Genomic DNA, 21,920 nt, shown 5'->3' with positions numbered 1-21,920 from the left:
TTGATAACCCCTGTTTAGCTTCCTGAAACGGATAGCTGTATGAGTTAAAAATATCCTCCTTTTTTCCGATCTTCCATAGCCGCCTCGCTCACTTTATCGTCCATTCGGGCGCCACGTTCGCTTATCTTGGATGATGCAATTTCATCAATGATATCATCTATTTCAAAAGCGTATGATTCAACGGCGGCTGTACAGGTCATATCACCCACAGTGCGGAAACGTACATTTTTACGGACTACCACATCTTCATCATCCATATTCAGGAATGGCGATGCTGCCATCAGTTGGCCATTGCGGGTTATACAATCACGTTGGTGCGCAAAGTAAATGGTAGGCAGCGGAATATTTTCCCGGCGGATATAATTCCATACGTCCAGTTCCGTCCAGTTACTTATCGGGAATACCCGAACATTCTCGCCTTTGTGTATTTTCCCATTATAAATGTTCCAAAGCTCCGGGCGTTGGCGTTTTGGGTCCCATTGGCCAAATTCATCACGTACCGAGAATATACGTTCCTTGGCACGGGCTTTTTCCTCATCCCTGCGGGCGCCACCAATACAGGCATCAAAGCCATGTTTGGCAATGGTATCAAGTAGAGTTACAGTTTGCAACGCGTTACGGCTGGCATTTTTGCCTTTTTGCTCAATCACTTTGCCCTCGTTAATGCTATCCTGCACATGTCCAATAATCAGCTTTTCGCCAATGCGGGTAATCATCTCATCCCGGTATTGAATAGTTTCCTGAAAATTGTGCCCGGTATCGATATGCACTAAAGGGAAAGGAAATTTACCCGGACGAAATGCTTTTAATGCCAGATGTACAATGGTAATAGAATCTTTACCACCCGAAAACAGCAATGCAGGTTTTTCAAACTGCCCGGCTACTTCACGCAGAATGTATATGGCTTCTGCTTCTAATTCGTCTAAATAGTCTAACCGGTAATTACTCATTCTTTTAAATCATTTAAAGTCACTGCATGCAAACCGCACTCTTTTTTGCTTTGGTCTTCCCACCACCAGCGGCCAGCTCTAAAATCTTCGCCAGGTTGTACAGCTCTGGTACATGGCTGGCAGCCAATGCTTGGAAAGCCCCTATCATGCAATGTATTGTAGGGTATATTGTGTAGTTTGATATAGGCTTTTACATCATCAAGCGTCCAATTGAAGATGGGGTGGAACTTGATGATCTGATTGACTTCATCCCATTCCAGGTTACTCATATCCTCGCGGTTGGGCGATTGCTCAGCACGTATACCGGTTATCCAGCATTGATTTCCTTTTAACGCACGATGTAAAGGCTCTATCTTACGGATGCCGCAGCATTCCTTACGATTAGCAACCGATTCATAGAAGCTGTTGGGTCCTTTAGCATTAACCATGGCTTCCAATTTATTATTTTCAGGATAGTAAGCGTAAATGGGCTGGCTGTACATTTCCATAGTGCGGTTCCATACGTAGTAAGTTTCTGGGAAAAGCCTGCCTGTTTCTAATGTGAAAACTTTTATGGGGATGTTATTAGCGAATATCATATGTGATATCACCTGGTCTTCCCAGCCAAAACTTGTAGAAAATACAATTTCGCCTGGAAAAAGCCCTGCCAATGCCTGTAATGCGTCTACCGGATCCTTATCCTTAAGCAACTGCGATATGTAAGAAAGATCTGCCACTTTTATTTTGTTAAAAAATTAAATATGCTGCGCAGGCTTATCAGGATAACAATTACAGATACCGCAACCATAATGGTCTTTACAGATATTTTATTTGATATCCTGGCTGCCACCGGCGATGCCAGGGCGCTGCCAATCACCAGGCCGGCCACTGCGTCCCAGTGGGAGCTATTCAGCATGGTGATGAAAGTAAGAGACCCCATCAATGCTATAAAAAAGCGCGACAATTTTACTGTGCCTAATGAAAACCTTGGATGCCGGCCCCCCGCAATTAAGGTGGACAGTACGATTGACCCCCAGCCACCACCACCAACAGCATCTATAAAACCGCCGCCTAAGCCCAGCAACGATATTCGTTGTATCTTCCCTTTAGTGCGTTTCTTTTTCAGGTTGATAGCTTTAGTAAAGATCACGATACCTAATATCAACGTATAAAGAGAAACTATTGGCTTGGTGTACATGGCATAATGCTCTAACGATGACAAAATGTATGCGCCTGTTATTGCGCCAATTATACCCGGAAGCAGCAATAGCTTAAATAGCTTCCAGTTAACGTTACCCATGCGGTAATGCATCCATCCGGCAATACCATTGCTCATGATCTCTGAAAGGTGCACGCCCATACTTGCCGAAGCAGGAGGGATGCCCATAGAAAGTGAGAAAGTAGTTGATGTTACACCGTATGACATACCTATGGCACCATCAATTAAAGCAAACAAAAATCCGGCGCCTAAAAAGTAGTAAAACATTGTCGGGATGTTTTCTACATAGTTTTTAAATGCCGGGTCTTTTAGCCACAAGGCGGTGATAGTAACGGCCAGGAAGGCTACAAACGTAGCCCATACAATCAATTTTAAATTTTTGTTGCTTGGCGCTTTCTTAGGGCCGAGCAGTATGGCCGTTACCCGGTTAAGCTCTTTTACTTTATGCGTGAAATCGCCGGAAAGATTGTTGCGAATATCATGCATTTGCTGCAGGGTAGTATCCAGTTCCTCAGGCAAAGCTTCTGTCAATACTTCACGAAGGCGTTTGGCAATAGTTGGCGATTTACCGTTAGTGGATATTGCCAGCTTCAGGTCGCCTTTCTGTACTATCGAACCTAAATAAAAATCACAAAGTTCGGGTTTATCCGCAACGTTGATAAGCAGTTTGCGGTCATGTGCCGATTGGCGAATATATCTGTTAAGTTCGCTATCATCTGTAGCAGCTATAACAATGTCGGCGTTGTTCAGATCGGCATCTTCAAAAAGCTTTTCCACGACATTTACAGCCGGATGCCTGGCAGCCAAATCGCTCACCTGCGGCAACACTTCCCTTGAAATAATAGTAATGGCAGCAGCCGGGCTGTTAAGCAACAGGGCAGTCAGCTTTTCCAAACCAACTTTACCCGCCCCCACCAGTACGGTATGCAGGTTCTCCAGCTTTAAAAACACCGGAAACAGCAGGTTTCCTTGTGGCTTTTGCTGCGGACGAGCCGTTAAACTTTTATCCCCGGGCAACAACGTCATATACTTCTTTTACCAGCTGATATTGAGGATGCAACGAAACAACTTCACCAAGCACTATCAGTGCAGGCGAAGATATTTGCTGCTCGTTAGTTATATTTACAATGGTATTTGCGGTACCTACAGCGACTTTTTCGTTAACCGTAGTTCCGCTTTGAATAACGGCTACAGGTAGCGCCCCCTTGCCTTCAGCTTTAAATATCTCTGTTATTTTTTCCAGCTTGTGAATACCCATCAGCACCACAACCGTAGCATTGGTTTTGGCGGCGGTGTATAGGTCGGCAGATATTTTTCCGTCGCTGGTAGTGCCTGTAATAACCCAAAAGCTTTCGCTAAGGCCACGATGAGTAACAGGAATGCCCTGTAAGCCTGGCACGCCAATAGAACTGGAAATACCCGGAACTATTTGCGTAGATATATCATAGCGGGCTGCAAACTCAAGTTCCTCGTGTCCGCGGCCAAATACAAAAGGATCACCGCCTTTAAGGCGCACTACATGGCCATAGTTCAACGCGTAATCAACCATCAGCCTGTTAATATTATCCTGTGAAAACGAGTGATCGCCCGAGCGCTTGCCTACATATATTTTAGTAGCGTTATCAGGCGCCAGATCAAGCAACTCCTCGTTCACTAAAGCATCGTATAAAACTACGTCTGCAGTTTGCAGCGCCTTAATGCCTTTCAGGGTGATCAATTCGGCATCACCCGGGCCGGCGCCAACAAGCGTTATGCGCGGTTCTGTATTAGTTTTGTTATTTGCTATCATGATTGCAATAGGGCCTCTCTTTTTAATTTAACTGCTTCTAAAAATTGTGTAGCCTGTTGTTTGTAATTGGCAGCAAATTCTTCAGAAGGTTCATTTTTATTTATTTGCAGCACCAAATCATTAAATGTGCCTTCAAGTATCACCTCACCGGTTACTACATAGTTGTTATCAAATTCTTTAATTACACCTGCCTGGGTGCTGGCATTGATGCCTTTATCAAGCAATAAAGCTTTAGCTGCACTAACAAAGGTGTTGTATGAGTGATAAATGGCGTCGGCCCATAAGCCTTTTTGGTAAGCGCCATTAGCCCAGCCAAGTTTTTCTTCAGCTTCATAAAGCAGGGTAGCAACAAGGTCAATTATCACTCCCGCGCATTCGCCTACGCCAATAGCAGTAGCAAAGGTTTCCTGGTGACCCCAATCTACAAACTCATCGTCAGTAAGCGTATTCAGATCAGCCAGTGGCTTCAGCAGGCGATAAAAGTAGTCTTTGCCCTGTCTGTCGTAATAGTTATGATAGGTTTCATCTTTTATAGATTGAGTCTTGTAATCATCCAATAGCTTACGCAATACGTCTGTCGCTCTTTTAGATGGTACTTTTATTACACGCTCAGCTGCACGGCCAACGCCATCGCCAACTGTACCACCGCCAAGCATTACCTGTACTGAGGGAAGCACTTTTGTACCAGCCTTTAATGAGCTGCCGTGAAAGCCGATATGAGCAAGCCCATGCTGCCCACAGCTATTCATGCAACCGCTGATTTTTATCTTGATCTCGCGGTTAAATATAAAATCCTCATATTCATTATATATTACATCTTCCAGCACCTTAGCCATGGTCATGCTATTGCTGATACCCAGGTTACAGGTATCTGTACCGGGACAGGTGGTAACATCAGCAACACTATCAAAACCAGGTGCTGCAAGGTCTAAATCGTGTAGACCGGTATATAATGCTTCAAGATTTTCCTTGCGAACGAATTTTAATAGCAATCCCTGATTTTGAGTGATGCGTATCTCGTCAGCCACATACGGGCGAATGGCTTCAACTAATTTGCGGGCTACAGGTGTATGAATATCCCCAACGGGTACTTTTATGTACACGCCGTAAAAACCCTGTTGCTTTTGCTCGAATACGTTGGTGGCTAACCATTGTTCGTAACGAAGGGGATTATCTATAGTTGCGGCTTGTGGGCTAATCGTTTCAGGGATTACCGGTTGCGGTACTCCATCCCGATTAATAGGGTAAGTTTTAACCTTTAGGGCCAAACGCTCTTCTTTAGCAAGGCGCAGCACCTCCTCCAAACCTATTTTTTGTATCAGGTATTTTAAACGGGCCTTATTGCGATTATTACGTTCGCCATAACGGTCAAATACACGTATGATAGCCTCGATATAGGGAATCAATTGATCCTCGGGCAAAAATTCTTCTACAATGCTTGCCAGCAGTGGTTGCGCACCAAGCCCGCCACCTAAGTTTACTTTAAATCCTCGTTCTCTGTTAGCATTTATTTTTGGTATAAAGCCTAAATCATGTATATAAGAAAATGCCGTATCTGCATCGCTGGACGAAAAAGCTATTTTGAACTTGCGTCCCATTTCCTGGCAGATAGGATTACGCAAAAAATATTCAAACGTAGCATGGGCATAGGGCGACACATCAAAAGGTTCCTGTGGATCAATACCGGCGATAGGCGAGGAGGTGACATTTCTTACCGTATTACCGCATGCCTCACGAAGGGTAATATCATCGCGCTCAAGCTCCGCCCACAACTGAGGAGTACGGTCAAGGCTTACGTAATGTATTTGAATGTCCTGGCGGGTGGTAAGGTGCAGGTTGCCGCTTCCGTACTCATCGGCTATGTCGGCAATTTTTAATAGCTGCTTAAAAGTAACCTTACCAAATGGCAGTTTTATACGCACCATTTGTACACCCGGCTGGCGCTGGCCATAAACACCGCGTGCTAAACGCAGGCTTCTGAATTTTTCATCATGTATTTTCCCTTCACGAAAGGCGCGTATTTTTAGTTCCAGGTCAATTATATCCTGCTCTACTACGGGGTTCTCCAGTTCCGTCCTGAAGCTTTGCATATCGGTACGTATTAGTTTTCTCCAAAAAAAAGCCTCTTCTGCAGCGGCTGAAGAGGCGGATATTTATATCTACACGGTTACAGCCACGAGTTTTTATACCGCATACAGCAGTTATATTGGGTGGTGTGATATGTAAATTGTATTAATTTCATTATAAAGCACCAAATATATATATAGTATACCGAAATAGTAGAATTTAATTTAAAATAATTGTGAATCATATTTGTCAAGAACAATCCAACAAGTTCTGGTTATATATAGTCAAACAGGAGAGCTAAGCTACATTAGAGAATGATGGCGTATGTAAATTTGAAACTGATTACAGGCAAATTAAATAGCTCCAATGATATCAAAAAAAAGCACCGCTTTAAGGGGTGCTTGTACCTGTTTGTATTATTATTATCAGGTTGTATAACCTAAGATCTTTAATACCTGTTTGCTGTTCTGCTCTTCGCCAAAAACCTCGAAGTTGAATGTTTCATCACGATTGCGGCGAATGATCACGTGCTTTGGTGATGGCAGCAGGCAGTGGTGTATACCCCCGTATCCGCTTAGCACTTCCTGGTAAGCTCCGGTGTTAAAAAAGCCCAGGTATTGCACTTTACGTGTTTTAGGCATAAAAACGCTGTTCATGTGTGCCTCCTGGTTGTAATAATCCTGCCCGTCGCAAGTGATGCCTCCAAGGTTTACACGTTCATATTCACTATCCCAGTTGTTAATAGGTAACAAAATGTACTTTTGGTTAAGCGCCCAAACATCGGGCAGGTTGGTGATAAATGAACCATCAAGCATTAACCACTTTTCACGGTCGTTTTGTTGTTTACGGCCAAGTACTTTATATAATATGCCTGACGCTTCTGCAACGGTGTATTTACCAAATTCGGTAATAATATCCGGTTCAATGGTATCATTCTCGGCGCAAATTTCTTTGATACGGCTCACAATCTCATTGATCATGTATTCGTAGTCAAAATCAAACACCAACGAGTCTTTAAATGGCATACCCCCGCCAATATCTAATGTGTCCAAAGCAGGGTTAACCTTCTTGAACTTGCAGTAAAGCGTTACATATTTTTCCAGTTCATTCCAGTAATACGGCGTATCTGATATGCCAGAATTGATAAAGAAGTGTAACAACTTAACCTGAAAGTTTGGGTTTTGCTCAATTTTGCTGTGATAAAAATCTATCACATCCTCCATACGTACGCCTAAACGAGATGTATAGAATTGCGAATTTGGCTGCTCTTCAGATGCGATACGAATGCCCAGATTACATGGGGTGTCCATCTCAATCTCATCGTCGTACAGGTTGAATTCTTCCTTATTATCCAGTACCGGAACGATGTTCTTAAAACCATCATGCAGCATATCAATAATATACTGCTTGTATTGGAAAGTTTTAAACCCATTACATATAACGGTGATATCCTTTGTTACTGCACCTTTCTTTTCAAGCGCATCAACCATAGGCATATCAAAAGCCGATGAGGTTTCCAGGTGAATATCGTTACGCAACGCCTCTTCAACGATGTGTTTAAAGTGTGAGCTTTTTGTACAGTAACAATACTTATAAGTTCCCCGGTAATTGTTTTTTATAATAGCCTGCTGAAACAAAAGTTTAGCCTGCTGTATTTTTTTGCTGACTAACGGCAGATAGGTAAAACGTAGCGGAGTACCGTACGTTTCAATCATCTCCATTAAATTCAGGTCGTGAAAGTATAATTCGTCCTCTATTATCTCGAAACCTTCCTGTGGAAAACCAACGCTAAGGTCAAGAAATTCCTGGTAACTCTGCATTCTTTAAAATTTTGGCAAAAATGTAATTTTTTAACGGATTATTTCCTAAAAAGTTGGGGTATAATTATAGTAGGAATGTAATTTGTTTAAAAGCGCAATGTTACTTTAATTATCAATAATCTTTCAACTCCAAATGCACCTCAGCCATCATGCACCTGGCGCTTCCACCACCATTGCTTTCAATAGTGCTGATATCAGCATAAATCAGTTTACCGTATTTTCCAAGAATAGCCTTCTGTACGTCAGTTAATGAGTGATAGGCCGTTTGCGACATCACGATCAAGGTTTCACCTGCCTTATTTTTTACCTCCAGCATGTTGCCGGCAAAGTGGTTCATCTGGTCAAAATTAATCGCAATCACCTCCTTGCCGGTAGCTTGCAGTGAATCAACTATATGACTTTTCTCTTGTGCATCGCTGATGCTATTCAGGCAGATAATTGCAAATTTACTTCCAATTGCCATCAGCACATTAGTATGATAAATAGCATGTCCGTTTAGGTCGAAAGCGTTAAAGGTAACGGCCGTATAACCGGTATAATCACAAAAGGCTTTCAACACTTCAGGATTAGTCCGTGGAGAAAGGCAGGCATAAGCGATTTTGTTTTCCCTGTCGAGTACCATACTGCCGGTACCTTCCAGAAATTGATTTTTTAGCTCGAAGCGACTTAAATCAATCACATGGTTAGCCACAAAATTTTCTTCCAGTTGGCGGATAATATCCTCCCTGCGTTCCAATCTTCGGTTTTGGGCTTGCATAGGGTAAAGAAAGATATCGCCATTATCATGAAAAGATACCCAATTGTTCGGGAAAATGGAGTCAGGAGTATGTGGATCTATGGTATCATTTATCACGGTTACATTTACACCATTATCGCGCAGTACTTGTACAAAACCATCAAATTCTTCCACAGCTTTTTGCTGTACGGCCAATTGGTCTTCCCCGCGTATCTGAAAGGCATTGCTTTCGGCAGTTTGGGCATTGTAGCCAAACGCGACCGGGCGGATCATTAATATGTTGGAGGTGCTTTGAGTACTCATGGGGTATTTGCTTCGCTGTCATTGAGTCATTATTCAATATTATCATCAGGTCAATGACTCAATGACCTAATGAACCATTATTAAATATTATCTCTCATCAGCGGCATGCTCATACAATGAAAGCCCCCCCGGGCACGTGAAAGTTCTGCAGATGGCATCAGTATCAGCGTATCTTTCATGGTTTGCGGGTCAAGTTCATCGTTTTCAAATTTCTGAAGAACGCTTTTTACGTTCAAAGTTTTAAATCCATTCTTTTTAAAAGCCTCAACAGTTTTGTTGTTGCGGTCATAACCTAATACTACGCCTTCTTTAAGGGCCAGCAGGTTACAACTGTCGGTCCATTGTTCGCGGGCATCAAACGGAAACTCATTATTACCGGAATAAATGAACTTTACTTCACCGGTACACCCCAGATCATTTTTACTGACATCAGTCAGCAATGCCTCAAGGCTTTCAAAGGTTTGTGGTTTTTTGCCCCTTTCAAACTGAACGATCTCCGGCTTGTCCTTATTTTTTTTATCTGCAAACCAGCTTATGGGCTCATCTTCCGCCTGTGCGGGTTCGGCAATAGAAAGTGAATGCAACAGCACCCATGTATCGCGCTTCACCTGCGTAAAAACGGTGTCTATGTGCATGTAGTCCCGCTTATGCGGTATTTTTATGATGGTTACCTTGCTTACTACGTTGTTATCGAACAAAAGTTTGATGGCCTCGTTCGCGCCACTTACGGACGTCCGCTCGCTGCAACCTATCAGCAAATGCTGTGGACTAACCATCATCACATCGCCACCCTCAAGTGTTGTTTTTTCTTCCTGATCTTCGCCCGGGCGCAAAAAGTGCTGTACAGTATCGGGTATCTCCAGGATGTTATCCCGGTAAGCGGCAAATAGGGGATGATTGAAAAAAATATACCTTACTAACAGTGTCTCCCGTGCACGCGCCTTTTTAGCAGGTTTGTTAAGCAGCATGTGGTTATTGATAGCGATACCAATATCCCTTGTAAATATCATGTTTGGGATAGGGGCAAAGATCATAGTATCATCATCCAGCGAACCTGAAATGAATATTTTGGCCAACTTAACAGGATCTGTATTGATTAACTGCTGCTGTAATTTGTAGGTACAGTTCTCTATCGCACAAACCGATGCTGCAAGCTTTTTGCGGATATCAGGCTGCTCTAAAATATCGCTCAAAAGCGTTTGGATTTCCACCACTTTATTGGAGTTGTGAAAAGCCGGATTATCAGGTTTAAAAAAGACCCTGTTACTTGCGGCGCTGTCAATTTCGCTTAAACGACCCTTTATTTTAGCAGGATCAAGAAAGTACATTAACAGCTTAATGTAATAGTCGTACTCTTTACGCCGCATGGTATCCAAGTGTACTATATCTTCAAAAAGCCAGTCCTGGGCTTTTGATGGTACTACCTTACCCAAGCCGCTGTCGGGGCTATGTATCAATAATGTACGCAGGTTACCAATTTCTGATGTTACATCAATTTTGAAGTCGTTATTTTCAGGTAGCATAAAAGGTTATGTCGATAACAAAGTTATGGAATTTAGTCGGTAAGTCAGAAAGTCTGGAAGTCGTTGAATCGTCCTAAAGTTGTTGTATGAATATTGACGTTACAAGTTAATATTATGACTTCCGGACTTTCCTTCTCACTGACTTTCGGACTAAATAGCTATTTTTGCGCGATGGATTTTATTATTGAGGCTGTTGTAAAAGCCGTAAAAGATTTATACCAAACTAATATTACGGCTAAGGATGTAAACCTGCAGGAAACCCGTAAGGAATTTGAAGGGCAGATTACTGTGGTGACTTTTCCGTTCACCAAGGTTTCGCGCAAAGGTCCTGAACAAACCGGCAACGAGATAGGCGAGTATATTAGAAACAATGTTAAAGAAATTGCTTCTTTTAACGTGATAAAGGGCTTCCTTAATATATCCATAGCAGATGATTACTGGCTCGAAAAACTCAATAATGAAATATTAACCGATGATTTCGCTACTGTAAAACCCAATGGTAAGAAGGTAATGGTAGAGTATTCGTCTCCTAATACCAATAAGCCTTTGCATCTTGGACATATCCGCAACAATTTGTTAGGGTTTTCATTAGCAGAGATATTAGCTGCGGCTGGTTATGAGGTGGTTAAAGCTAACCTGGTTAATGACCGCGGTATACATATCTGTAAAAGCATGCTGGCCTGGCAGCAATTTGGGAATGGCGAAACGCCGCAAAGCTCAGGCTTAAAAGGCGACCATCTGGCAGGTAAATATTACGTTTGGTTTGACAAAGCATACAAACAACAGATAACAGAGCTGATAGAAGAAGGCCAAACTGAGGATGAAGCTAAAAAGAACGCGCCGCTAATCAAGCAAGCGCAGGAAATGCTGCAGAAATGGGAAGCCGGCGACGAGGAAGTTATCAGCCTTTGGAAAACCATGAACGGCTGGGTTTACGATGGTTTTGCCGAAACTTATAAGGCTTTAGGCGTTAGCTTTGATAAATATTATTACGAAAGCAATACTTACCTTTTAGGTAAGGATATAGTTGAAGAGGGGCTTGAAAAAGGCGTATTTTTTAAAAAGGATGATGGGTCTGTATGGATTGACCTTACTGAAGATGGCCTTGATCAAAAACTGGTTCTGCGCTCCGATGGTACATCAGTTTATATCACCCAGGACCTTGGTACAGCGCAACTTAAATACAACGACTACCACATGGACGAATCCATTTACGTGGTAGGGAACGAACAGGATTATCACTTCAAAGTGTTGTTCCTAATTCTGGAAAAGCTGGGTAAAAGCTGGGCGAAGGGTCTATATCACCTGTCGTACGGTATGGTTGATTTGCCATCGGGTAAAATGAAATCACGCGAGGGCACTGTGGTTGATGCCGACGACCTGATGGCTGATATGTTTGATACTGCCAAACAGCAAACAGAGGCTATGGGGAAGGTAGAAGGTTTGTCTGATGAAGAAAGGACAACGCTTTACCATACCATAGGGATGGGGGCTTTGAAATACTTTTTGCTGAAGGTTGATCCTAAAAAGCGCTTGCTGTTTGACCCGAATGAATCGGTGGATTTTCAGGGGCATACCGGGCCTTTCATACAATATACTCATGCCCGTATAAAATCTGTGTTAAGCAGGGCCGGTTATACGGGCACGGCAACTGTTAACATAACAGAAGTTGACGCTGTTGAGCGCGACCTGATCGTCAGCTTAACTAAATTCCCGGAAACTATAACAGATGCGGCAGCTAATCATAGCCCGGCGGTAATAGCTAATTACATTTATGAACTGGCTAAGCTATATAATAAATTTTATCACGAAAAGTCGATCATGCAGGCTGAAAGTGAGGGACTGAAGCAGTTTCGCTTACAATTATCGGCCGCTACTGCTAAAGTTATAAGCAAAGGAATGAAGCTGTTGGGCATTGATGTCCCTGAACGTATGTAAGCCAAAGTAATAAAAATGCCTCTACTGTAAAAGTAGAGGCATTTTTTATTGTATAACTATGTATTACTTGGTGTAACTTATTTTATAAATAAACCCTTTTGAGTCGTCGGTTACGTAAAGTGAACCATCAGGGCCTTGTGCCAGTCCACAAGGCCGGTGCTCAGCAGCGCCTTTGGCGGTATTTTCAGGCGAGCCGGAGAAACCATCGGCAAATACTACACCTTCACCATCCGGATTGCCACCTTTAAACGCCTGGAATACTACATAATAACCAGCCTGAGGCTCAGGCGCGCGGTTCCATGAACCATGGAAGGCGATAAATGCGCCATTTTTATACTTTTCAGGAAACTGAGCTGCTGTGTAAAACAACAAGCCGTTAGGGGCTAAGTGACCAGGGTAAGCAGCTACAGGATTAATAAACTTGCTATCGCCTTCTTTTTTGCCATCACCGCCATACTCAGGTGCTACAATCTTCTTGTTTTGCTGATGGTCGTAGTAGATGTAAGGCCAGCCTGCATTATCTCCTTTATTTAAGGCATACATACATTCAGCCGGTAGCTCGGCCTGTTGTTGCACAGTATACATGTCAGGAAACAAATCGTGCAAACCATCGCGGCCATGCTGCATAACAAATAACTTGTTATCCTCTTTATTCCAGTCTAAACCAACCACATTACGCAGGCCGGTAGCATATCTCACACCGTCTTTATAAGTCTGATTAAGTTTATCAGCCTTAAACTGCCAGATACCTCCTGCCGAATCTAATATAGGGCAGCCTTTTTGTCCCAAAGATCCCTTTTCCCGATCTTTTATCTGGCATGAGTTGGAGTAAGCGCCAATATTTACATAAAGGTTGCCGGCGTCATCAAGCACTATTGATTTTGATTCGTGTTGATGGCGGTCTATTAATCCGGTTACTATCTTCTCTGGTTTTGTCGGATCAACCACTTCGTCGTTAGCATTTAGTTTATACCGGAAAATTTCTTCGTTTGAGGAAGCATACAGGTATCCATTTTTAATAAATATGCCGGTACCGCCATAGTCACCAAACCCGCTTTTTACTTCAGCCTTGCCATTGCTTTCCTGTAAAACCAGGATGCCTTTTCCATCTTTTGGTTTGCCCAACTTAACATATATAAGCCCTTTAGGCGATACCGCTATATGGCGTGTTCCTCCCAGGTCTTGGGCAATTACTGTAGCTGTAAACCCTTCCGGAACGGCAATTCCTGCGGACGTTTCTGTAGTTTTAGAGGTGTCCTGAGTCAGTGTGTCTGTTGTACTTTTTGTGCCGTTGCTGTTACACGCGTTAAATAGCAGTGCCCCTGCAACAGCCAATACCGGTAAGGTAAGATTAAATTGTTTTTTCATTGTTGTGAGTTTTAGCAGAATGTAACCGCTTTAGCCAAGCGGTATTGGTAACCAAGTTAAATTATATACAGCTTTTAAAGAAATCTGTTTTATATAAAGTATTGCTTCTGACATGTTATTTTACTAAAGACAGTTACAACTTTATAAAACAAACGGCCATGAAGCTATAAGTTGACTTCATGGCCGTTAAGTTAACCATCTGTTTATTTTTAGGGCTGACCGCCACCACCGGATGATCCGTAGATTTGGCCTGTAGCATAACTACCATCGTTGGCAGCCAATTGTACATATATGGATGCAAGTTCCACAGGTTGCCCGGGGCGGCCCAGCGGAGTTGCGCCACCAAATTGTTTCAGCTTTTCCTGTGTAGCGCCGCCGCTAACCTGTAATGGTGTCCATATGGGCCCGGGTGCAACGCCATTTACCCTAATACCTTTAGGCCCCAGTTGCTTGGCTAAAGATTTTACATAGTTCATAGTAGCAGCCTTGGTTTGGGCATAATCGTATAAATCTGACGATGGGTCGTATGCCTGTTCTGAAGTTGTACCAATAATTACTGAACCAGGTTGCAAATGTGGCAAAGCAGCCTTGATGGTCCAAAATGGAGCATATATATTGGTTTTCATGGTAGCATCAAAATCTTCTGAAGTGATGTCCAACACAGATGGCTTTGTTTGTTGCCTGGCTGCATTATTAACCAAAATATCCAGTCCACCTAACTGCTTTACAGCTTCATCAACCATCTTTTTACAAAATGCCTCGTCGCGCAGGTCGCCGGGTATGGCTACGGCTTTACGCCCGGCAGCTTTTATCAATTCCACCACTTCCTTAGCATCCGGCTCTTCGGTAGGATAATAATTAATGGCAACATCTGCTCCTTCACGGGCATAAGCGATGGCGGCTGCGCGCCCCATACCCGAGTCGCCCCCTGTGATCAATGCCTTGCGGCCTGCCAGGCGTCCAGATCCTTTATAGCTTTTTTCACCATGGTCGGGCCTCGGATCCATTTTCGAAGCCAGGCCAGGCCAGGGCTGAGATTGGCCGTTAAAAGGCGGTTTCGGATATTTGGACGTAGGGTCTTCAAGCCCAACGGCTTCAAAATTATTTTGCGCCGGTGCTTCCGTTGCGCCAAGCACAGGGGTCACAGCAGCCGCAGCCAATCCTGCGCCGAGGCCTGTTATTACAGTGCGTCTGCTCATTTTATTCTCGTTATTCATTGCTAAAGTTTCTTTATAGTTTAAAATATAAACCAAATGCGAGATTATAAGTTTTAAAGAGTTAATTAAAAAAATCAGCAACAAAAAACGCCCCGGTTATATTCGGAGCGTCAAAGTAAGAGGTTATGATGGTTTATTATTATGCAGATTGCCTGAACCTGCCATGCGGTGTTTTTTGCCCAAGCATGCCTACTACTTTGCGGCTTACCGCTATAGATGGGGCGTAAAGGTTATCAGTAACTTCGCGACCAAGGTTTTTACGAAGTTTATTGCGTAATGCGGCGCGCATGTGCATCCTTACTTTTCTTTTATGAGTTTCGCCTTGTTCACTTACTCTTTTCAAAAGTTTTAATGAAGCAATAGCCAGTACGCCACCTATAATAAAAAAGTAGTTCCAACCTTGCAGGTCAACAAGTTTTACGCTTGATCCGGCAACACTTACATCGTATAATAAGTGATGATTTGCAAAAAAATCTGCCAGTAAGCCGCCAACCATCGGTGCAATGGTCGAAGAAAATGCGACAAACATGTTTTTAGCCGAAATATAAACGATAGCCTCTTTTTTTGGTGCGAGTTTAATGCCAATATTACTAAGCGCAAGGTTAATGCCTGCTGTAGATAAGCCACTCACTATGTGTATAGCTACCAAAACAGCCAATGTAATTAATTTAGACGATGGCAGTGCGGTGAAGGCAAATGCCAGGATATAGGTTATATATAAAGGGGCGCAAATATTAATTATTGTTTTATTACTAAACCTGTCTGAATAGTTACCCCAAATTTTAATAAATGCAATACTGCTTAACTGGCTTATAATACCCAGACCAATAACGTAAGACAAAGGTAACCCAATGGTTTTTAGCATGAATACAGCAAAAAACGGGGTGGCCAGGTTAAGTGCGAAAGCCCATAGCGAGTTAAAGGCCAGTAAATTCCTGAAATTTTTATCCTTTAACGAGCGGCCAAAAAGCTTAAGCACCTTATCATTCATAGGTGTTGGCTTTGGCTCGGGGGTGCGCAATAATAAGAACACACTGAGCATACCCAATACGCCGCCTGCTAAAAATAGGGTAGTGTAAGCAGTAATTTCATGGGCAGGGTAGTGCGCTTTAACATAATCTATCCCCATTGCCGTTGCAAGGCTAAGCGTAACATTAAGCGTTTGCGCCATACGGCTGCGCCTGCTAAAAAAGCTGCCAAGCCGCTCGCCAGGAATTAGATCTTTCATCCAGGAGTTCCAACTGGCGCCCGCAATGTCGCCAAATATGTGCTGAAAAAAAAGCAGTACCAACAGCACCTGTATGGTGGTGGTACCGGTAAATAACAAAGGCATCAGGCCTATTGCTATAAGCGGCAGCCTCGCCAGCAGGTTAAATGCTGATGTAATTACTTTACGGTTGTTCCACTTTTGTACAAGCCAGATGGAGGCCAGCTGAAATATAGTAGTGAATGTGGGCAGGGCGGCAAATAAACCAAGCTGAAAATTTGTAGCACCCATGTGAATGGCCATCGCGGTTAAAAATGTACCGCTGGTAAAAACTACCATTGCTTCTGCCGATAAGCCATCGGCAATAACCAGTTTAAGGCCCGAGTTTAACTGGCTGTTTGTGATCTGTTCGGACGGATGTAAATTCATAATAAAGTACCCGCAAACGGGTAACCGGGTTTTGCATTTAATAAATAGTTAATTAATAGGGAACAGGTTGTTAACCTGTGTGTTATAACAGGCAAATTTACTACCAAGTGCTACGTATGGATATAGGGAGATATAAACAATTGATTTACAGTAAATTAATTGAAAGTTAAAAAAGGTGGATGATTGAAATTACCTCAGGAGTGTGGAAAAATGCAGTAATCGCTTCCTCATAATGAGGAAGAAAGACGTTTATTGGCATTGTATTATGGCTTTAATTATTGTTTAGATAAATAAATGATACTGCATTGTAATGAGAAGTGGACACATTGTTATTTTAAACGAACGATTAAACGAATGCCAAAAAAATAAATTTTTATGAAAAATATAAAAAGTGTATTGAAAACCAGCAATAAATTATAAATCCCATAACGATACTAAATTATTTAAAAGTTAAAGGCCTTTTGGCTTTGTTGTTGGTATCAGTCTGAGTGTTTACCTAACAACTACTCATGCAAAACAAACTCAGCATATTTACGTGGCATATACACGGCAGTTACTTGTTCTATCTTTCTCAGGGAAATTACGATATATACATTCCAACCAAACCCGAAAAGACCGAAGGATATTACGGACGGGGTGAAACTTTTCCGTTTGGCAATAATGTTATAGAAGTTCCGGCCGAAGAAGTAAAGAATTATGAGTTTGATTGTATAATTTTTCAAACCAACAATAATTACCTGGTTGATCAATATGAGATATTGTCTGAAGATCAGCGTAAACTTCCACGAATTTATATTGAGCACGATCCGCCCCGCCAGCACCCTACAGATACCAAACATGCTGTGAATGATCCGGAGATAACACTTGTTCACGTAACCCATTTTAACCGCCTGATGTGGGATAGCAATAATACGCCAACACGTGTTATTGAGCATGGTGTTACAAATTCAGGCATCGAATACAAGGGGGACATCGACAAAGGAATTGTAGTGATAAACAACTTACCGGCACGTGGCCGCCTGTTGGGTTATGATATATTTATGGAGGCGCGTAAACATGTACCGCTTGATTTAGTGGGCATGGGGACAGGCGACCTTGGGCTTGGCGAGGTATTACATCCGCAATTGCCCGAATTTCAGAGCCATTATCGTTTCTTTTTCAACCCGATAAGATACACCAGCCTGGGCCTTGCCATTTGCGAGGCGATGATGATGGGTATACCCGTTGTTGGCCTGGCAACTACTGAGCTTTCGGCAGTGATTGAAAATGGTGTATCAGGCTTTATTCATACCGATGTGGAATACCTGATAGATAAAATGAAACTTTTGATCAAAGAGCCTGAACTGGCCCGCGAAATTGGAGAGAACGGCAAAAAGGTTGCTATGCAACGCTTCAACATAAAACGGTTTACAAATGATTGGGAACAGCTGTTTAATGAAGTAATATATAAAAATACACAACCAGCGGCCGAAACTATAGAACTATGAAATATCAGACCAAAAGAATAGCGATGATAAGCGAGCATGCTTCGCCACTGGCAGACCTTGGCGGGGTTGATACAGGCGGACAAAATGTTTATGTAGCGCAGTTAGCCAGGCATTTGGCAGCACAGGGTTATATGGTAGACGTTTACACCCGTAAAGATGATAATAAATTGGCTGATGTGGTGAATTGGGTACCTGGGGTAAGGGTAATGCATATCAAAGCCGGGCCTGTAGCTAATGTTATAAAAGAAGATCTACTGCAATACATGGATGAATTCAGAAAGAATATGTTGAAATTCATCCTTAAAGAACGCATAAGCTACTCATTGGTACATGCTAATTTCTTCATGTCGGCCTTGGTAGCCATAGGTATAAAAGAAGAATTAGGAATACCATTTGCTGTTACCTTCCATGCACTTGGGCATGTTCGCCGTATTCATCAGGCAGAAGCCGATAAATTTCCGGTTGAGCGCCTTGCAATTGAAGAAATGGCTGTAAAAAAAGCCGATCATATTATTGCAGAGTGCCCGCAGGATAAAGAAGATCTGATAAAATATTACAAAGCCAACGAATCTAAAATTTCTATTGTGCCTTGTGGCTTCAGCGCCGGCGAGTTTAACCCGATGGATAAAGAAGCAGCACGCCGTATTTTAGGATTACCACAGGACGAGCGCATTATACTGCAGCTTGGCCGGATGGTGCCGCGTAAGGGCGTGGATAATGTGATAGAGGCTTTATCGCAGGTAAATGTTAAAAATAAACGTGTGCGGTTGGTGATAGTTGGCGGCGAATGTGAAGAGCTTGAAGAAGAAACCTGCCCAGAATTTGCCCGCCTGCTTAACATAGCGCGTAAACATGGTATTGTTGACAGGGTTACCTTTGCGGGGCGCAAAAATCGTAATGTGCTTAAATACTATTACTCGGCGTCCGACTTATTTATTACTACCCCATGGTACGAACCATTTGGTATCACCCCGCTTGAGGCAATGGCCTGCGGCACACCAGTGGTTGGATCAAATGTTGGAGGTATAAAATACAGCGTTGAAGATGGCGAAACGGGAGTTTTGGTAAGCCCTAATAACCCAACCGAGCTTGCAAATAAAGTAAGTGAGTTATTAACCGACGAAGCGCTTTTAGAACAAATGAGCGAGAACGCAATTGAAAGGGTTAACAGGCTGTTTACCTGGGCTAATGTTGCAGCACAGATAAGTAATATTTACCGTAAGCTTACCCCGGTTGCCAAAATGGTTCAAAAGCGTTCACAGGCAGCGTAATGAAAAGTAAAGCAGTTTTTTTAGATAAAGACGGCACACTTATACCTGACATTCCATACAATGTAAACCCCGAACTTATCACTTTAGAAAACAACGTGGTTGAAGGTCTAAAAAGTTTACAAGAAGCAGGCTATAAACATATCGTCGTATCCAATCAATCGGGCGTAGCACGCGGTTATTTTACTGAAGACCGATTATTGGCTGTTCACGAGAAAATGAAAGCGTTGTTCGTTGATAACGGACTTGAATTATACGGATTCTACTATTGCCCGCATCACCCGGAAGGTATAACTGAAGGTTATGATAAAGATTGCAGTTGCCGCAAACCTAAACCCGGAATGTTGCTCAAGGCTGCGAAAGATTTAAATATCGATCTTTCTCAATCATGGATGGTTGGAGATATTCTAAATGATGTTGAAGCCGGTAACCGGGCCGGATGCAGGTCTGTATTGATAGATAACGGCAACGAAACCGAGTGGGTACAGGGAGCATATCGTATACCTACGTTAACCTGCAACAGCATTAATGAAGCAGCCAGGCTAATGTTAAATACAAATGCGCATGAATTGGCAAAACTGTAAAAATATTCTTTGTATTCGTCCCGATAACATGGGCGACCTTATCATGACCGCGCCGGCTATCCGAGCGTTAAAAGAATCGTTTGGCGCCAAAATTACTGTACTTACATCTTCAATGGCTAAAGGCATTGTAAATTTTATTCCCGAAATAGACGATGCGATAATTTTTGACCTTCCCTGGGTTAAAACCGCTGATATTCCTGATAATGAGCAGTTTCAACAAATAGTAAATGTTTTAAAAGAGAAGAAGTTTGATGCTGCTGTAATTTTTACGGTTTACAGTCAAAATCCTTTGCCTACAGCAATGCTGGCTTATTTGGCAGGCATACCACGTGTATTGGCTTACTGCCGTGAAAACCCCTATCATTTGATTAATAATTGGGTTCCTGATAAGGAACCTTATGATTTTATAAAGCATCAGGTACGCCGCGACCTCGATTTAGTGGCATCTGTAGGTGCTAAAACATCTAACGAAGACTTACACCTTGAAGCAGATGATAGCTTATGGATGACGGTTGCAAGTAAACTTACGGGGATTGGTGTTGATGTTAATAAACCATGGCTAATTGTACATTCTGGTGTTAGCGAAAAAAAACGGACTTATCCGATAAAAAAATGGGCGGCTGCAGCAAAGCAGTTGATTGAACAAGGCTTTCAGATAATATTAACAGGATCGACCGCAGAAAAGCACCTGACAGATGAATTGGAAAGTGAAGTGGGGCAGGGCAGCTTTTCTGCCGGCGGACTGTTTCCTCTTGCGGAATTTATATGCCTGGTCAAACACGCACCTGTAATGTTATCCGTAAATACAGGTACGGTACATATAGCAACAGCGGTAGGGACACCTGTGGTAGTGCTATATGCGCAAACTAACCCACAGCATACGCCCTGGAATATTCCAAACAGAGTTTTGGAGTTTCCGGTACCTGCATATTTACGGAGCAGGAACGAGGTGATTATGCACGTTAATAAAACGGTATACAGCAAGCCTACAGCTTTGCCTACCTCAGCAGATGTTGTTAATGCAGTTAACGAGCTGATCAGCTTGCGAGGCTTACCAGCTCAACAGTTTCACGAAATACCGAATGAAAGTCAGGCGATTCCAGCCAGTTAATGGTGCGGTGGACACGTGTATCTAACGGCCCCCACCGTTGAGGCTCTCCATCCATACTTATAACAATACTTGGCGTTTTAAACGCAGATGCTATGTGCGATACACCGGTACAATTAGATATCAGCATGCCTGCATTCTGTATTAAAACAGCGACTCCTCCCATACTTGTTTTACCTACCGTATTGATAGCTTCGTGCCGCATGTGGCTTATTACATCGTTTACAATCTCGGCCTCTTCCTTAATGCCAGTAATTACTACCTGGTAACCTTGTTCAAAACAGTAATCGGCAAGGGCTGCAAAATATTTTACAGGCCATTGCCGCCACGAGCCGCGCGAGCCGGGATGCACACATACATATTTTTTGGGTTCTATTTTCAAATTCAGTTCATCCAGCGAATCATAATCTGCAGTAGTAAGCGGATATTCAAGATCGCTGCCCTGCGATTCTATGTCTAAAAACTCCATCAGTTGTAAATGGCGTTCTATTTCATGGCCATAATCCGGGTAGGGCATAAACAAGCCGTTATCTGGTGCGTAATGCCCTTCTTTTGAGTAACCTGCCGTGTACCTGGCTCCAAATAGCTCTACCATAGGGTTAATAACCGACCCATTACCCTGCATTTGTATAGCAAGATCAAATTTTTCCTGCTGCACTTTTTCTAAAAAAAGGGTAAAATCTGCCGGTTTAAATATTTGCTCAGGCAAGCCGGGATACCCCGGGAAATGAATGAAGTCGTCAAAATAATCACTAAATCTTTCCGTAAAAGATTTACCCCAGGGTAACCCAAGTAAAGTTATTTTAGCGTTAGGATAAGCATGCCTTAACGCCTTTATCGCGGGGATGGCACAAAGCATATCGCCCAGTTGCAGGGCCCTGAATATGGCAATCTTTTTTACTTCAGCGGATGGAATTTTCATCAGGAT

17 protein-coding genes are annotated in these 21,920 nt (G+C 42.8%); 5 read left to right on the top strand and 12 right to left on the bottom strand.

Annotated elements, in window-relative coordinates; translation table 11 throughout:
- Positions 1 to 44 precede the first annotated feature (44 nt).
- The 8 genes from cysD to ACFQZX_RS10630 all read right to left on the bottom strand — a co-directional run bounded on the left by cysD (position 45) and on the right by ACFQZX_RS10630 (position 10,386).
- Positions 45 to 950, bottom strand: coding sequence for a sulfate adenylyltransferase subunit CysD (gene cysD, locus ACFQZX_RS10665; protein ID WP_377114858.1), 906 nt, complete (start codon positions 948 to 950; stop codon positions 45 to 47).
- Positions 947 to 1,666: a phosphoadenylyl-sulfate reductase gene (locus tag ACFQZX_RS10660; protein WP_377114856.1), complete on the bottom strand. Its 720-nt coding sequence runs from the start codon at positions 1,664 to 1,666 to the stop codon at positions 947 to 949. Before ACFQZX_RS10660 ends, cysD begins: the two co-directional genes overlap by 4 nt.
- Positions 1,667 to 1,668: 2 nt before the next feature.
- The gene (locus tag ACFQZX_RS10655) at positions 1,669 to 3,174 is read right to left on the bottom strand and encodes a TSUP family transporter (RefSeq protein WP_377114854.1); all 1,506 of its coding nucleotides are present in this window, start codon (positions 3,172 to 3,174) and stop codon (positions 1,669 to 1,671) included.
- Positions 3,152 to 3,937, bottom strand: a complete 786-nt coding sequence (gene cobA, locus ACFQZX_RS10650; protein ID WP_377114852.1) for a uroporphyrinogen-III C-methyltransferase — start codon at positions 3,935 to 3,937, stop codon at positions 3,152 to 3,154. The genes ACFQZX_RS10655 and cobA overlap by 23 nt, the downstream gene beginning before the upstream one ends.
- The gene (locus ACFQZX_RS10645; protein WP_377114850.1) at positions 3,934 to 6,027 is read right to left on the bottom strand and encodes a HEPN domain-containing protein; all 2,094 of its coding nucleotides are present in this window, start codon (positions 6,025 to 6,027) and stop codon (positions 3,934 to 3,936) included. Before ACFQZX_RS10645 ends, cobA begins: the two co-directional genes overlap by 4 nt.
- 402 nt (positions 6,028 to 6,429) lie before the next feature.
- Positions 6,430 to 7,824, bottom strand: a complete 1,395-nt coding sequence (locus tag ACFQZX_RS10640) for an arginine decarboxylase (protein WP_377114848.1) — start codon at positions 7,822 to 7,824, stop codon at positions 6,430 to 6,432.
- 112 nt (positions 7,825 to 7,936) lie between these two features.
- Positions 7,937 to 8,863, bottom strand: coding sequence for a citrulline utilization hydrolase CtlX (gene ctlX, locus ACFQZX_RS10635; protein WP_377114846.1), 927 nt, complete (start codon positions 8,861 to 8,863; stop codon positions 7,937 to 7,939).
- A gap of 80 nt (positions 8,864 to 8,943) precedes the next feature.
- Positions 8,944 to 10,386, bottom strand: coding sequence for an arginine deiminase family protein (locus ACFQZX_RS10630; RefSeq protein WP_377114843.1), 1,443 nt, complete (start codon positions 10,384 to 10,386; stop codon positions 8,944 to 8,946).
- Between the two features lie 171 nt (positions 10,387 to 10,557).
- Between ACFQZX_RS10630 and argS the strand changes: the two genes are divergently transcribed.
- On the top strand, positions 10,558 to 12,324 hold the full coding sequence (gene argS, locus ACFQZX_RS10625) for an arginine--tRNA ligase (RefSeq protein ID WP_377114840.1): 1,767 nt from the start codon (positions 10,558 to 10,560) through the stop codon (positions 12,322 to 12,324).
- Between the two features lie 63 nt (positions 12,325 to 12,387).
- On the opposite strand, the gene ACFQZX_RS10620 is transcribed toward argS, so the two are convergent.
- The 3 genes from ACFQZX_RS10620 to ACFQZX_RS10610 form a co-directional block, all read right to left on the bottom strand.
- Complete coding sequence (locus ACFQZX_RS10620; RefSeq protein WP_377114837.1) at positions 12,388 to 13,692, bottom strand: PQQ-dependent sugar dehydrogenase; 1,305 nt, start codon at positions 13,690 to 13,692, stop codon at positions 12,388 to 12,390.
- Positions 13,693 to 13,901: 209 nt separating this feature from the next.
- On the bottom strand, positions 13,902 to 14,891 hold the full coding sequence (locus tag ACFQZX_RS10615) for an SDR family oxidoreductase (RefSeq protein WP_377114835.1): 990 nt from the start codon (positions 14,889 to 14,891) through the stop codon (positions 13,902 to 13,904).
- Positions 14,892 to 15,048: 157 nt separating this feature from the next.
- Positions 15,049 to 16,545, bottom strand: coding sequence for an MFS transporter (locus ACFQZX_RS10610; protein WP_377114832.1), 1,497 nt, complete (start codon positions 16,543 to 16,545; stop codon positions 15,049 to 15,051).
- A 509-nt stretch (positions 16,546 to 17,054) separates the two neighbouring features.
- Between ACFQZX_RS10610 and ACFQZX_RS10605 the strand changes: the two genes are divergently transcribed.
- Genes ACFQZX_RS10605 through ACFQZX_RS10590 form a run of 4 tightly spaced genes read left to right on the top strand, consistent with a single transcriptional unit; the run spans position 17,055 to position 20,995 of the window.
- Positions 17,055 to 18,032: a glycosyltransferase family 4 protein gene (locus ACFQZX_RS10605; protein ID WP_377114830.1), complete on the top strand. Its 978-nt coding sequence runs from the start codon at positions 17,055 to 17,057 to the stop codon at positions 18,030 to 18,032.
- Positions 18,029 to 19,303: a glycosyltransferase family 4 protein gene (locus tag ACFQZX_RS10600; protein ID WP_377114827.1), complete on the top strand. Its 1,275-nt coding sequence runs from the start codon at positions 18,029 to 18,031 to the stop codon at positions 19,301 to 19,303. Before ACFQZX_RS10605 ends, ACFQZX_RS10600 begins: the two co-directional genes overlap by 4 nt.
- Complete coding sequence (locus ACFQZX_RS10595) at positions 19,303 to 19,884, top strand: D-glycero-alpha-D-manno-heptose-1,7-bisphosphate 7-phosphatase (protein ID WP_377114825.1); 582 nt, start codon at positions 19,303 to 19,305, stop codon at positions 19,882 to 19,884. The genes ACFQZX_RS10600 and ACFQZX_RS10595 overlap by 1 nt, the downstream gene beginning before the upstream one ends.
- Positions 19,865 to 20,995 (top strand): glycosyltransferase family 9 protein, encoded by a 1,131-nt coding sequence (locus ACFQZX_RS10590; protein WP_377114823.1) that lies wholly within the window; start codon positions 19,865 to 19,867, stop codon positions 20,993 to 20,995. The genes ACFQZX_RS10595 and ACFQZX_RS10590 overlap by 20 nt, the downstream gene beginning before the upstream one ends.
- On the opposite strand, the gene ACFQZX_RS10585 is transcribed toward ACFQZX_RS10590, so the two are convergent.
- Positions 20,922 to 21,914, bottom strand: coding sequence for a glycosyltransferase family 9 protein (locus ACFQZX_RS10585; protein WP_377114821.1), 993 nt, complete (start codon positions 21,912 to 21,914; stop codon positions 20,922 to 20,924). The genes ACFQZX_RS10590 and ACFQZX_RS10585 overlap by 74 nt on opposite strands.
- Positions 21,915 to 21,920: the final 6 nt, after the last annotated feature.

The organism is Mucilaginibacter litoreus, assembly GCF_042676805.1.
Classification (GTDB): domain Bacteria; phylum Bacteroidota; class Bacteroidia; order Sphingobacteriales; family Sphingobacteriaceae; genus Mucilaginibacter; species Mucilaginibacter litoreus.
The sequence above is the reverse complement of the archived record's forward strand: the minus strand, read 5'-3'. Positions and strand labels throughout refer to the sequence as shown.